11 protein-coding genes and 1 pseudogene (1 of these 12 running past the window's edge) are annotated in these 13,942 nt (G+C 55.0%); 11 read left to right on the top strand and 1 reads right to left on the bottom strand.

Features of this window, described 5'->3' with window-relative positions:
* Positions 1-1,946: alpha-glucosidase (locus H5U02_09445; GenBank protein ID MBC7342652.1), on the bottom strand; the 1,946-nt coding region annotated here is incomplete at its 3' end.
* 337 nt (positions 1,947-2,283) lie between these two features.
* Between H5U02_09445 and H5U02_09440 the strand changes: the two genes are divergently transcribed.
* The 11 genes and pseudogenes from H5U02_09440 to H5U02_09390 all read left to right on the top strand — a co-directional run.
* Complete coding sequence (locus H5U02_09440; protein ID MBC7342651.1) at positions 2,284-3,642, top strand: sigma 54-interacting transcriptional regulator; 1,359 nt, start codon at positions 2,284-2,286, stop codon at positions 3,640-3,642.
* Between the two features lie 367 nt (positions 3,643-4,009).
* Positions 4,010-5,179 (top strand): acyl-CoA dehydrogenase, encoded by a 1,170-nt coding sequence (locus tag H5U02_09435; protein ID MBC7342650.1) that lies wholly within the window; start codon positions 4,010-4,012, stop codon positions 5,177-5,179.
* Complete coding sequence (locus H5U02_09430) at positions 5,172-6,146, top strand: acyl CoA--acetate/3-ketoacid CoA transferase subunit alpha (protein ID MBC7342649.1); 975 nt, start codon at positions 5,172-5,174, stop codon at positions 6,144-6,146. Before H5U02_09435 ends, H5U02_09430 begins: the two co-directional genes overlap by 8 nt.
* Positions 6,143-7,039: an acyl CoA--acetate/3-ketoacid CoA transferase subunit beta gene (locus H5U02_09425; GenBank protein MBC7342648.1), complete on the top strand. Its 897-nt coding sequence runs from the start codon at positions 6,143-6,145 to the stop codon at positions 7,037-7,039. Before H5U02_09430 ends, H5U02_09425 begins: the two co-directional genes overlap by 4 nt.
* Before the next feature lie 83 nt (positions 7,040-7,122).
* Complete coding sequence (locus H5U02_09420) at positions 7,123-8,325, top strand: acetyl-CoA C-acetyltransferase (protein MBC7342647.1); 1,203 nt, start codon at positions 7,123-7,125, stop codon at positions 8,323-8,325.
* A gap of 20 nt (positions 8,326-8,345) precedes the next feature.
* Positions 8,346-9,203 (top strand): 3-hydroxybutyryl-CoA dehydrogenase, encoded by an 858-nt coding sequence (locus H5U02_09415; GenBank protein MBC7342646.1) that lies wholly within the window; start codon positions 8,346-8,348, stop codon positions 9,201-9,203.
* Positions 9,204-9,221: 18 nt separating this feature from the next.
* Complete coding sequence (locus H5U02_09410; GenBank protein ID MBC7342645.1) at positions 9,222-9,836, top strand: cobalamin B12-binding domain-containing protein; 615 nt, start codon at positions 9,222-9,224, stop codon at positions 9,834-9,836.
* A 51-nt stretch (positions 9,837-9,887) separates the two neighbouring features.
* Positions 9,888-10,814, top strand: coding sequence for a methylmalonyl Co-A mutase-associated GTPase MeaB (gene meaB / locus H5U02_09405; GenBank protein MBC7342644.1), 927 nt, complete (start codon positions 9,888-9,890; stop codon positions 10,812-10,814).
* An 88-nt stretch (positions 10,815-10,902) separates the two neighbouring features.
* Positions 10,903-12,570: a methylmalonyl-CoA mutase family protein gene (locus H5U02_09400; protein ID MBC7342643.1), complete on the top strand. Its 1,668-nt coding sequence runs from the start codon at positions 10,903-10,905 to the stop codon at positions 12,568-12,570.
* Between the two features lie 77 nt (positions 12,571-12,647).
* Positions 12,648-13,178, top strand: a complete 531-nt coding sequence (locus tag H5U02_09395; GenBank protein ID MBC7342642.1) for a C_GCAxxG_C_C family protein — start codon at positions 12,648-12,650, stop codon at positions 13,176-13,178.
* Positions 13,179-13,545: 367 nt separating this feature from the next.
* Positions 13,546-13,942 (top strand): annotated as a pseudogene (locus H5U02_09390) (GntR family transcriptional regulator); it runs 554 nt beyond the window's last position.

Here is a 13,942-nt window from a genome sequence, read left to right as displayed (position 1 = left end):
ACTTTTCGCTCTCGCTGTCCTGCCTGGGTTATGGGCGCCACTAGCAGGTCGGGCCCAAATAAGTACTGGTTTTCAACCGCCGCCGCTACAGGATCTTCTGGGTACTCCAATACCAGCGGCGCCATCACCGGCAGGCCGGTTTTATGGGCCCGGTAAAACTGGTTATAAATATAGGGCAAGAGTTGGTAGCGAAGGCGGATGAACTTACGGCTGATCCTTTCCACTTCCGGCCCAAAGGCCCAAGGTTCTTGGTTACGGGCCCGGGCGATGTTGTGAACTCGGAAGAAAGGAGTAAAAGCCCCCATGGCTATCCAGCGAGCAAAAAGCTCGGGGGTGCAGTTCTCGCCAAAGCCGCCCACATCATTGCCCACGAAGGCCAAGCCTGACAGGCCCAAATTACAATTCATGGGGATGGCCAGGGCCAGATGCTCGAACCGGCTACGGTTATCGCCGGTCCATACTGCCGCATAGCGCTGGACGCCGGCAAACCCAGAGCGGGAGAGGATAAAGGGGCGCTGGCGCAGGTTTGCCTGCTGCAAGCCTTCAAAGGTAGCCTGATTATGGAATAGGCCGTAGATGTTGTGCACCAGGCGGTGGGGGACCTCCCGTCCATCTAACCTATGGCAGGCGGAATCAGGAAGGGTTCCGTAAGGGTTGCTAAACTCCGAAGGCTCATTCATGTCGTTCCAGATTCCCGCCAAGCCATACCGGCGGACGAAGTCCCTGGTCAGGCCGGCCCACCAGGCCCGGACCTCGGGCCGGCAAAAATCGGGAAAGACGGTATCTTTGGGCCATACCCGACCTACGAAAACTTCTCCCGTTTCCATCTTCACGAAATAGTCTTTCTCTAGCCCCTCCCGGTAAATGGGGTAGCCTGGATCCTTCTTGACCCCGGGGTCGATGATAGGGACCAGCTTAAGCCCTTTTTGGTAAAGATCCGTGGTCAATTGGTCCGGCTCGGGAAAGGAGGTCCTATCGAAGGTAAAGACTCTAAACCCGTCCATGTAGTCGATGTCGAGGAAAACTGCATCTGCCGGTATTTTCTTTCCCCGTAAGAGCTTTGCGATTTGATATACCTTGGCCTGGGGGAAGTAGCTCCATTTGCTCAAGTGAAAACCCAAGCTCCACAGGGGAGGGAGGGGCATCCGCCCGGTGAGGCTGGTGTATTTCTCCACCACTTCCTTGATGGAGGGGCCAGGAAGGAAGAAACAATCTAAGCAGGCTTGGGCGGCACCGAAAGCCATAACGTTTGGGTTACGGCTGCCCAGATCAAAGAAACTGGCTCCAGGGTGATTGATGAACAAACCATATGCACCCGCCGTTTCTAGGCCGATGATCATGGGAATAGAACAGTACATATGTAGGGTTTGATCGCTATGGTACTCGAAGGCGTCGGTATTCCAAAACTCCAGGTAGCGCCCTCTCTTATCTAGGGGTCCAGCCTGCTCGCCCCCGCCATAGAAATGCTCACCGGTAAGCGGGCTAAATACCACCATTAGGTCCTGATTGTATCCGACCTGTTCCACCTCCCACAGCTGGGACCCAGATTGGTGGCAAAAAGACAGGCTTAGGGGCTGCCGGCGGATGCGGGCCTGATGCGGCCCGAAGCTGGCGGTGAGATGGGAGTCGCTTTGGCTGACTTGGACGGAAACTGGCTCGGGGAGGGTGGCCACGGCCCCTGTGGGGACAGGCTCTTCTCGGTAGCGCCCCCAGAGGCGCAGGTTGACTATCCCCCCTTGGTAAAAGCGCATCTCTACCTTGCCATGGCCAAACTCCAGTCGCAGGAGATTGCCGTCGGCGGTAAAAGATTGAAGCTCCCCTAGGGATTCTAAATCCCCGGGTCCAAAGCCCATTCGTGGCCTTTGTGAGAGGTTACGGCCTCGGGCTTCCAGGATGATCTCCGCCAGGCGCCACCAGCGGCCCAGGTGTTTTCGGACCATTTTCAAAGGTTGGGCTGGGCGCGTCGTTTCAACCTCCCCAACTAGGAACTTCTACTCCCTGATGCTAGCTTTCCCCCACAGGCTGGCAACAAATCTGCATAAGTTTTAAGTTTAAACCAGGAATTCCCATATGTTACTTTCGGCTATACTTTATGATAAAATACCGGGTGAGAAAATGGTAGTTGAGTTGGCGGACAATTCATAACCGTCGTTTAATTACCATTAAATTTAGGGCATAACCTGCACCAACCCTGGTAGAAGGTAAGGCGGGCTCCTAGGCCTAGCGTGATTGCATCGCCCCTTGGCTTAGAAAACATCCTCTCATTGGGGGAGGGTCAGGGAAATGGTAGCAGATAACCTCATCCTCGGGCCGAGCTACTCGCTCGAAAACGCTATCCACGGCGTTTATATTGCCGATGCCAGCGCTAAGACCATTGGGGTCGATCAAGGCTTTGAAAGGTTAACCGCCACCGGGAAAGAGGAAGTGTTGGGGCGCTTCACCTTTGACTTGGAAGAGGAAGGCTATATAGATAAGTCGGTTACTACTTTAGTGCTTCGCCACCGTCGCCTCATCACCATTAGCCAAAGGTGGCTCCATACCGGGAAGAAGGTTACCATTACCGGCAACCCAGTGTTCAACAGCCGGGGAGAAATAGTGTTGGTGACTACCACCTTTTACCCTCCGGACATTTATCCGCAGAATCCCGAGCGCCAGGAGCTAATTCAAGGTTGCCTTCCCACCCTCGAAGGAGTTGTGGCGATAAGCCCGGCCATGCAGGAAGTATTGATGCGGGCGGCGCGAGTGGCCAACCTGGACACCACCGTCTTATTGCTGGGCGAAACCGGGGTGGGAAAGGAAGTGGTGGCCAAATTTATTCACCAGGTCAGCCCAAGGCGAAGCAGGAATTTCCTTAAGGTCAACCTGGGGGCGGTGCCCAAGGAGCTGTTTGAGTCTGAGCTTTTTGGCTACCAGCCTGGAGCCTTTACTGGGGCCTCCCGCACCGGAAAAAAGGGATTTGTTCAGGCGGCGGACGGTGGCACATTGTTTTTGGATGAGATAAGCGAGATCCCGCCGAGTGTTCAGGTTAAGCTCTTGGGCGTGCTCCAAGAGAAAGACCTAATCCCAGTGGGGGGCGTAAACAGCGAGAAGGTAGACGTGCGGTTTATTGCTGCTACCAATCGGGACTTGAAAAAGCTGGTATCTCAGGGACTCTTTCGCGAGGATCTCTACTATCGCCTAAACGTAGTGCCCATCTACATACCGCCTTTGCGCGAGCGCCGGGAGGACATCTTGGCTTTGACCCAGCACTTCTTGGCTTCGTTTGGCCGGCGTCACCAACTGGAAAAACACTTGGATTTCCAGGCTCTAGACGTCTTGATGGAATATCAGTGGCCGGGGAATGTCCGGGAGCTACAAAACCTGATCGAGCGGCTGGTGGTAGTCTACCCGCAAAAGACTATAACCAAGGGAATGGTGCTGGCCGAACTAGCGGAATTGCAGCAGGAGCGCCACCAGAAGCCAGAGTTGATCATTGAAGCCAGCGATTACCGTGGGGCTGTAGCCCAAACGGAAAAGTGCTTAATGATCCATGCCCTGCAAAACCATACTAGCTTAGAAGAGGCGGCCCAGGCCTTAGGCATGCACCGCACCACCCTGCTTCGGAAAATGCGCAAGTATGGCATTAAACCTAAAGTAGGGTAGCGTGCATTCTTGCACCGCCCGGACTGCAATCCTAGGCTAGGTTTTACCCGGCATTTTGCCGTGGCGGTGCAAGTTTGCACCAGCCTAAGCAGGCTAGCGCCGCGCTACCCACCTTCCGATTAGCCATCCGAGATTGCCCATGGGGTATCCGCCAACTGCCCATCGTTGCCCATCCTATGCTTACGCCGCTTTTCATCAACCCTTTTCAAACTAGGTTTGGTCTCAACTTTTCCTTGACATGTTGGCACACGTTTTGCAAATATCGAAATCGTGGAAACAGTCCTGCAAAGCCATGAGAATTAACTAGGAGAGCGGGAACCGAAACTGGCCAGTTGTAAATTGCAGGCTTGCGGAGAGGAGCGAAAGTATGGACTTTCGGTTGACCGAGGAGCAGCGCATATTTAGGGACACGGTGGCCCGGTTTGTCAAGAATGAAGTCGAACCCATCGCCGCAGCCACTGACCGCAACCACCAGTTTCCCATGGCCACTTTCAAGAAGCTGGCCGACATGGGGCTATGCGGGATACCCATTCCCGAGGAATATGGTGGCGCTGGGGGTTCTTACGTGGAGCTGACCATCCTGTGCCACGAATTGGCCAAAGCTTGCGCTTCTACCAGCGTCATCATCAGCGTCCATACCGGACTGGCCTGTATGAGCGCCTGGCTATATGGGAGCGAGCGGATCAAGGAGAAATACTTGAAGCCGCTGGCTCGCGGGGAGATAGTAAGTGCCTACGCTTTGACCGAGCCGGAGGCTGGTTCCGATGCTGCCAGCATCAAGTGTCGGGCCGAGGACCAGGGGGACTACTTTGTTGTCAATGGTAGCAAGATGTTCATCACCAATGGCGGAGTAGCCACCACTTATACCACCTTTGTCAAGACTGACCCTAGTCAGGGGCCGGGCAAGGGCATCACCTGCCTAATTATCGAGAAGGATACCCCAGGTCTTACCATTGGCGAACCAATTGAGAAAATGGGCCTCAATGGCTCACCTACGGTGGAGCTGCATTTCGACAACTGCAAAGTACCTAAAGAAAACATACTAGGGGAACAAAACGATGGCTTTAGGATTGCCATGAGTCTATTGGATGGGGGGAGGATAACCATTGGCGCTCAAGCCCTGGGTATAGCCGAGGGAGCCCTGGAGTACACCATTAATTACATCAAACAGCGATGTCAATTTGGTCGGCCCCTGGCCGCCAACCAAGGGGTGCAATGGATGGTGGCTGACATGGCTACCCAGTTGGAGGCGGCTAGGCTTTTAGTCTATCAGGCAGCTTCGCTAAAGAGCATGGGGCTGCCTCACAGCAAAGAAGCCTCTATGGCTAAAAAATTCGCCACCGACACCGCCATGGAGATAACCACCAACTGTGTCCAGCTCTTGGGCGGATACGGCTATACTAAAGAATTTCCGGTGGAGCGCATGATGCGGGATGCCAAAGTAACCCAGATTTATGAAGGGGCTAATCAGATTCAGCGGATTGTCATCGGCAGGCATGTGCTGGGAAGGTTGGAGGAGGGTCGTGCAAATGGCTAAGCCACAGAGGTTGACAGTCCAGGAGGCGGTAAGCCTTATCGAGGATGGCAGCATGATTACCTTTGGAGGGTTTACCATCTGGAGGCGCCCCATGGCAGCCATCTATGAGATGGTGCGCCAGGGCAAGAAAAACCTGCATTTGGTAGAAGTCAACGGTGGCACCCATAGCGAGGTTCTAATTGGGGCCGGCTGCGTAAAGATCTGGGAGTCGTGCTGGATCGGCCACGAGCTTTACGGCAAGACTGGGGTCTGCCTGGACCGCATGGCCCGGGCCAGCCAGGTTATCGTAGAGGACTACAGCCACGTGCAGATGCTCTTCCGGCTGCTGGCAGGTTCCATGGGTCTGCCTTATATGCCCACCTATGCTAGCATGGGTACCGACATGCTCAACCCCGAGTACGATAACCTGGGCAGGCACGGGCTGAGAGACGGGACTAACCCCAAGATCCCTAAGAAGAAATGTGAGATCGTCACCGACAATTTTTACGGCACTAGCGTCGTCCACATCCCCGCTGCCAATCCCGACTGGTGCATCCTGCTGGCGCAGATGGCCAGCGAGGAAGGCATCATTAGGGTTCGCGGGCAGCGATACAGCGATGCCGAAGCGGTTCGCGCTTCCGACCGGGTGATTGTCATCGCCGAGCAGATCGTCCCCAAGGAGTACTTGCGCCGGGATCCGGATCTCAACCTAATTCCCCAATACCAGGTGGATTACCTAGTTGAGCTGCCCTGGGCCGGGCATCCCACTGGTTGTCAAGGCTTTTATGAAGTCGATGCCGCTTTCATCCGCGACTTTTATGCTCAAAGCAAGAGCGAGGAAGGATTTTCCGCTTGGGCAAAGGAGTGGATTTATGGAGTTCGGGACCACTACGAATACTTGGAGAAGCTGGGAGCCAATCGCTTGGAGAACCTGAGGACTAACCAGGCCCTAGGGTACTCTACCAGGATAAGGAGGGGTTCGCGATGAGTCTTGACCTACCCAACTTGGCCATCCAGCCTGGCTGTAGTTCGCCGGTTCCTCCGCTCGGTGCCGATCTGGATGACCAGCTACTTAAGCCGGGAGAATACAAGCCTATGGATATGCTGGCGGTGGCGGCGGCACGGGAAGTAAGGAACGGAGACGTGGTCTTTGCGGGCACCGGCCTGCCCATGTTGGCCATTACTTTGGCCCAGCTCACCCATGCCCCGGATGCGGTATGCATTTATCAGGCCGGAACCATCGATGGCAAGCCTATCCACATGCCTACTTCGGTGGGCGATGCCCGGCTGGAATTCCGAGCTGCCTTGGCAGCAGGATTAAATGAGACCTTCGCCCAACTGCAGAGGGGCTACGTTGACCTTGGCTTTCTGGGGGCAGCCGAGATCGATAAGTACGGTAACGTCAATGCTACCGTGGTGGGAAAGCCGGGGGAGGCTGGCGCATATGGCCCGGCGGCCAGCAAGCGTTTCACTGGAAGCGGGGGCAATGCTGATATCGCCTCCTTAGCCAAGCGGGTAGTATTCATTATGGTACAGGAGAAGCGCCGCTTCAAGGAGCGGGTGGACTACATCACTTCCCCCGGCTGGCGCATTCCCAAGTGGCCAAGCGGCGAGATGGTCCATAAGCGGGAGGTTTATGGCCGAGCATTCCGGGGAGGACCGGCGGCGGTAATTACCAATATGGCCGTCTTCCGGTTTGATGAGAGCGGAGAAATGTATCTGGATACTGTCCATCCAGGATTTACTCCCGAACAAGTGAAGGAGAACTGCAGCTTTGATCTCAACCTCAGCCGGGTCCGAGGCGAAACTCGACCGCCTACTAAGAAGGAAGTCGAGCTGCTTTATACGGTGGTAGATCCAGAAGGGATCTTCCTAACCTAGCCAGGAATGCTCTGGTGGCCAGGCTGCCCAGCAAGTAACCAAAACCCGGCTGGAAATGTATGTTTTGAGGAGGAGGGATAGCTTTGCCGGAAGTGGTGATAGTCAGCGCTTGCCGAACCCCCATCGGCCGATTTGGGGGAGGACTCCGGTCCCTCAAAGCGGTAGACCTAGGCGCCATCGTCATTAGAGAGGCGCTTAGGCGAGCGGGCCTCAGAGGCGAGGACGTGGATTACGTATTCATGGGCCAAGTGGTGACTGCGGGTTGCGGTCAGGTCCCAAGCCGCCAAGCTGCCATTAAGGCCGGGGTGCCTGCAACTACGCCTTCCGTAACTGTTAACAAGGTGTGCTGCTCTGGGATCAAGGCCATCGACTTGGCGGTACAAATGATCCAGGCGGGACGAGCCAGCATCTGTGTGGCTGGAGGTATGGAAAGCATGTCCAACTGCCCTTACGGCCTACCCGAGATGCGGTGGGGAGCTCGAATGGGAATTCCGGGCCGGCAGGTATTGGATCTCATGGTCTACGATGGCCTGTGGTGCTCATTTTACAATCGTCACATGGCCATTCATGGGTCCGAGGTGGCCAAGGAATTTGGGATTTCCAGGGAAGACCAAGATCGGTGGGCTTACCATTCCCAGATGCGAGCCAAAGCAGCCATGGAAGCGGGCCGTTTGCGAGACGAAATTGTGCCGGTAGAAATCCTTGGAACCAAAGGGGAGGTAAAAGTGGTCGATGCCGATGAGCAACCTCGGCCGGACACCACTCTGGAGGCGTTGGCCAAGCTGTCGCCGGTGTTCGATCCCAGCGGTACGGTTACCGCCGGCAATGCCCCGGGAGTAAATGACGGCGCTGCGGCGGTGGTGGTGATGTCCAGGGATAAGGCCGAAGAGCTAGGGATTGAACCCCTGTGCACGGTTTTAGGTTATGCAGAAGTTTCGCAAGACCCAAAATATATAGCCACTGTTCCCGGCCTTTCCATCCAAAAGCTGCTTGAGCAAACCCAGTATTCACTGACAGCCATGGACTTAATTGAAATCAATGAGGCCTTTGCCGCTGTAACCCTAGTGAGCGGCAATAAGATCTTGGGGCTGTCCCAAGAGGATATGCATGCGCGTGTAAACGTTAACGGCGGGGCGGTAGCCTTTGGCCATCCCATTGGCGCTACCGGAGCCCGGATTGTCATGACCCTGGCCTATGAGCTGAGGCGTCGGGGCGGCGGGCTCGGCGTTTGTGGCATTTGCAGCGGTGCCGCTCAAGGCGATGCTATGCTCATTAAGGTAGAGTAGGCCAAGGAGAAGGAGGGAACATGGTGGTCGAGATCCGAAAAGTTATGGTAGTAGGGGCCGGCCAGATGGGTAGCGGCATCGCCCAGGTATCGGCCCAGGCTGGCTGGCAGACGGTTCTAAACGATCTGACTGAGGAGCTGGTCGAGAGAGGCCGGGCAGTCATCGAAAAGAATCTTAACCGCAGCGTAGAAAAGGGAAAAATCAGCGAGGAAGAGGCCAAAGCCGTCCTAGGCCGCATCCAGCCTTCTACTACCCTTAAGGATGCATCTGAGTGCGAGCTGATTATCGAAGCGGTGGTAGAAGACATTCAGGTTAAGACCAAGGTATTCTCCGAGCTTGATGCCATTGCTCCTGCCTACGCTATCTTGGCCAGCAATACCTCATCCCTTCCCATCACCCAGCTGGCAGCTGCCACTAGGCGGCCGGAAAAATTCATCGGCATGCATTTCATGAATCCGGTGCCGGTCATGAGGCTGGTGGAAATCATCAGGGGCCTGGCCACGGCTGATGAAGTCTGCCACCAGGTCAAGGATATAGCGGTTCGCATGGGGAAAACCCCGGTGGAGTGCAAGGATGTCCCGGGATTCATTTCCAACCGGGTGTTGCAAGTAATGATTAATGAAGCCATCTTTGCCCTCTACGAAGGGGTAGCCAGCGCCCAGGATATCGACGCCATTATGAAGCTAGGCATGAACCACCCTATGGGGCCGCTGGAGCTGGCCGATCTGATTGGCTTGGACACCGTTTTAGCCATCCTGGAGGTGCTGGTGGAGGGCTATGGCGATCCCAAATATCGGCCCTGCCCGCTTTTAAAGCAATATGTCAACGCTGGCTGGTTAGGGCGGAAGACGGGGCGTGGGTTTTATACCTACAAGTGACCACCCGCACGATCAGGCATGAAAAAGCAGTGTGGACGGATTTGTCTTTGCGCTTATGGCTTTCTGCGGGGCAATCGGCATTGCCTTGCCTTAGCCCTGCGGATTTCTAAGAACCTGGCGGGTTACCCCACCCGCCAGGTTCGTGAAAATTCTAACCAGGAGGGATGGCAATTGCCAGGTTCAGGGCGAAAACTAAGGGTTTTAGTGGCCAAACCCGGCCTCGATGGCCATGACCGGGGAGCCCGCATCATTGCTCGGGCCTTTCGGGACGCCGGATTTGAAGTCATCTATACCGGTGTGCACCAAACTCCCGAGCAGATTGCGGCTACGGCTGTAGATGAAGACGTGGACTTGGTGGGCCTAAGCTGCCTCTCTGGCGCCCACCGTTATTTATTCCCCCGGGTGGTGGAATGCCTTAAGGAGCGAAATGCCGACAATATCGTCGTCATTGGCGGTGGCATCATTCCCGATGAAGATTTCGATTTCTTAAGGGAAAAGGGCATCCAGGCCATCTTCACTCCCGGTGCTCCTTTGGGGGCCATCATCGATTGGGTCAACCAGCATGTTGGCGGTAAGGCTGAGGCCGGGGTGGGAGTCGAAGGCGGGGCCAAAGCTGAGGACGAGAGCGGCTAGTCTAACGCCGCCGGGCTGGGGGTGACAGCCTTGCTTGCAAACCGCCGGGCCTTGGCCCGGATAATTTCCTTAATTGAAAATGATGGCCCAGGGAAGGAAACCATCTTGAGTCAAATCTTTCCCCATACCGGCCGGGCCCATTCCATCGGCATTACCGGGGCGCCAGGGGCGGGAAAGAGTTCCTTGGTTGATAAGCTGACTACCCACGTGAGAGGGCTTGGACTTACGGTGGGCATTGTTGCTGTTGATCCCAGCAGCCCTTTTTCGGGGGGAGCGCTTTTGGGAGATCGCATTCGCATGCAGGCTCATACCCTGGACCAGGGGGTATATATCCGCAGTATGGGGACTCGTGGCAACCTGGGGGGCCTAGCCAGGAATACCAAGCAAGTGATGCAGACACTGGATGCGTTTGGCAAGGACTTAGTGCTGGTGGAGACGGTAGGGGTAGGCCAATCGGAGCTGGATATAGCTCAGGCAGCTGATAGCGTGGTACTGGTTCTAACTCCGGCCTCAGGCGATGCCATCCAGACCCTGAAAGCCGGGATCATGGAGGTGGCCGATATCTTTGTGGTCAATAAGTGCGATCTTGGCCCTGCCGAGGAGTTGGTTCGGGAGATTAATGCCATGCTCGATCTGGGCTCACGAACCGGTTGGCGCCCGCCGGTCATTAAAACTAATGGCATCACCGGGGAAGGCGTACCGGAAGTATATTCAGCCTTAAGGGAGCATTGGAATTTCTTGCAAACGAGCGGCCGCATTAAGGAGCTGCGCAAGGAGCGCCTGGAGAAAGACGTTTTTGAGGCGGTATTGGAGCAGTTGCGGCATTATTTGGAGGAAGAAGTAAGGCGCCAACCCCAGCTTCAGCAGCTGTTGGATCAAGTCCAGGACCGAAAGCTGGATCCTTACACGGCGGCGGCAAGGGTGATGGCTTTTTTAGGGGTAGGGCCGGGCCAAGGTCAGGCTGTGGCTAGAGGGTAAGGTTGAGCCTCAGGCCATCAGAGCGAGAGGTATGGTGCTGGAATGGGGATGGGGAAGGAGTTAATGTGGATCTCGGGGAGGGAAAAGAGTGTTTACCAAAGAGACCATTGACCAAATCAAGCAAAGCCTCCGCGCTTGGGAGGAAGCTTTAAGCGATAAAAAGGAGCGCATTGACAAGTTTTGTACCGTATCGGGGCTAGAAGTAAAGGCCCTTTACACCCCTTTAGATGTGGCGGCGATGGATTTTGCCAGGGATATTGGTTTTCCGGGTGAATACCCGTTTCTACGTGGCTGCCAGCCCAATATGTATCGGGGGCGGCTCTGGACCTACCGGATGTTTTCTGGCTTCGGCTCAGCTGCCGATACCAATCAGCGCTGGCACCACCTGCTCCGGGAAGGGGAGACCGGCCTCAGTACCGCTTTCGACTTTCCTACCCTGATGGGGTATGACACCGATTCTCCCAAAGCCCGGGGCGAATGCGGCAAGTGCGGGGTGGCCATCGACACCTTAGCCGATTTTGAAGTATTGACGCAGGGCATTCCCTTGGATAAGGTTACCACCTCCATGACTATAAACCCGCCCGCCTCGGTGCTCTGGGCTATGTACATCGCTGCCGCCGAAAAGCAAGGGGTGCCCATGTCCAAGATCGGCGGCACCATCCAGAACGACATGCTAAAGGAATTTATTGCCCAAAAGACCTTCATGCTGCCTCCGGAGCCATCGGTGAAGCTCATAAGCGACACCATCGAGTTTGGCACCCGCTATGTCCAGCGCTGGAACACCATCAGCATCAGCGGCTACCATATCCGCGAGGCTGGATCCACTGCCGTTCAGGAGCTGGCTTTTACCTTGGCCGACGGGATCGCCTATGTGGAGGACGTAATTAATAGAAAACACCTGGATGTGGATGCCTTTGCTCCCAGGCTTTCCTTCTTCTTCAATTCCCATATCGATTTCTTTGAGGAGATTGCCAAATTTAGGGCCGCCCGAAGGATGTGGGCCAGGATCATGCGCGACCGCTTCAAGGCCAAAAACCCCCGTTCCTGGTGGATGCGCTTTCACACCCAGACTGCCGGCTGTTCCCTTACTGCCCAGCAGCCCTTCAATAATGTAATTCGGACTACTACCGAGGCCTTGGCAGCGGTGCTGGGGGGAACCCAATCCCTGCATACTAACTCCCTGGATGAAGTTTGGGCCTTGCCTTCCGACTTTGCCGTGACCATTGCTCTACGGACTCAGCAGTTGATAGCTGAGGAGACGGGAGTGGCCAATACCATTGATCCTTTGGCTGGTTCTTATTTCGTTGAGGCCCTAACCAATGAGATGGAGGAGAAAGCTTGGGAATACATCGAAAAGATCGATGCCATGGGCGGGATGCTGGCTGCCATCGAAAAGGGCTTTCCTCAAAGGGAGATTGCCGATGCTGCCTATGAATTCCAGAAGAAGATCGATTCGGGCGAGCGCACCCTGATCGGAGTCAACAAATACGTCTCGGCCGAAAAGGAATCCATTCCGGTTCTCAAGATCGATGACCGGCTGGAAGAGGAGCAGATCAAGAGGTTAAATGAGGTAAGGAGGAGTCGGGACAATCGGGAGGTGGCCCGGTGCCTTCGGGAGCTAGGCGACTGCTGCCGCCGTGGCGATAATGTCATGCCCTACGTCATTGATGCCGTCAAGGCTTACGCTAGCCTCCAGGAGATCTGTGACGTTTATCGGGAGGTGTATGGCGAGTACCGGGACCCGGGGATTTATTAACCCTGCGCTGCTGGGGGTTGGGTTTTGGGTGAGGCTCGGTTGGTGCCAAGATCAGGAAAGTAAGGTGGCGATAAGGTTTGGCAGATGAAAAAGAGTTGATTCAAGCCGCCAAGGATAATGCTGCCCAGAACTTTCGCGCTGGTCTCAACTGCGCTGAGAGCGTGGTGCAAGCGATCTTAGATACTGGTACCATTGACGGATTGCCGCCAGAGGTGGTGGCCCTGGCCACCCCTTTTGGCGGGGGGATGGGCCTCAGCGGCCATACCTGTGGGGCCCTGGCCGGGATGCTGATGGCGGTGGGAGCAGCCCACGGGCGCCGCTATCCCATGGCCGAACCAGATCCTCAAAAAAGGCAAGACCAGCTCTACGGCAATCCCGGTCTGTATCGCTTCTTTAACCAGATACCTCGCCGTTTCCGAGAGCGGTTTGGTTACCTCAATTGTCGAGAAATCAACCAGGGATATGAAGACTGGTTTGCCAAGGATAGGCTAAAAAGGTGCATGAAGATCACCATCGAGGCGGCGGGCATGGCCATGGAGTACATCTTGCAGGGAAAGAAGGAAGGTTATGCGCAGCCCTTCGGGGAAAACATGGCCCGGAAACAATAAGCCATCACCCATCTTCCACCGCTTAAGCGCGGGCAAAGGAGTGAAAGTATGGACATTAAACTAACTGAAGAGCACCAGATGCTAAGACAAATGGTCCGGGACACCAGTGAAATCCAAAAGGTAGTGATTGCCTCTCATCTGCTGCGTTAGAAAGAGAGCCTTGCATCTTTAGCCTTATAATTAATTATTTGGGCCTCTTGGATGCTTTCCTAGGGGCCTATTTTATTGACGCCAAAAATTTTTTATCTTTGCGGAAGGATTCTTAATCTCAACGTCGAAAGCATATGTTGATAGGTTGATATATCAATATATCCTAGTGCGCTGCTGGCAGAAAAACTGGCCCAAAAACCAAAAAGGGGGATCGGAGATGGCCATCCGACGATTAGCTTCCATACCCCTTTATCATCAAATTCGCGAAATACTGAGGGAGGAGATTCTTGGGGGCAATTACAGACCGGGTGACCGTATTCCCTCGGAGCATGAACTGTCGGTTCGCTATGGCGTGAGCCGAATCACTGCTAAGCAGGCAGTGGAAGACCTGGCCAAAGAGGGCCTAGTCTACCGGGTCCAAGGAAAGGGCACATTTGTAGCTAAGCCCCGGGTTGAGCATAATCTAACCCGCCTAATCAGCTTCAGCGAACAGATGATCAGTCGAGGAATGAAGCCCACGACCAAGGTGCTGGAAAAGGAAGTTGTGGTTGCTAAGGAAGAGGTGGTACAAGCCCTAGCCATTCCCAAGCAGTCCCTAGTGTATAAGCTTAGGC

Source organism: Clostridia bacterium (assembly GCA_014360065.1).
Classification (GTDB): domain Bacteria; phylum Bacillota; class DSM-521; order Neomoorellales; family JACIYF01; genus JACIYF01.
This window is presented reverse-complemented; position numbering and strand designations above follow the sequence as displayed.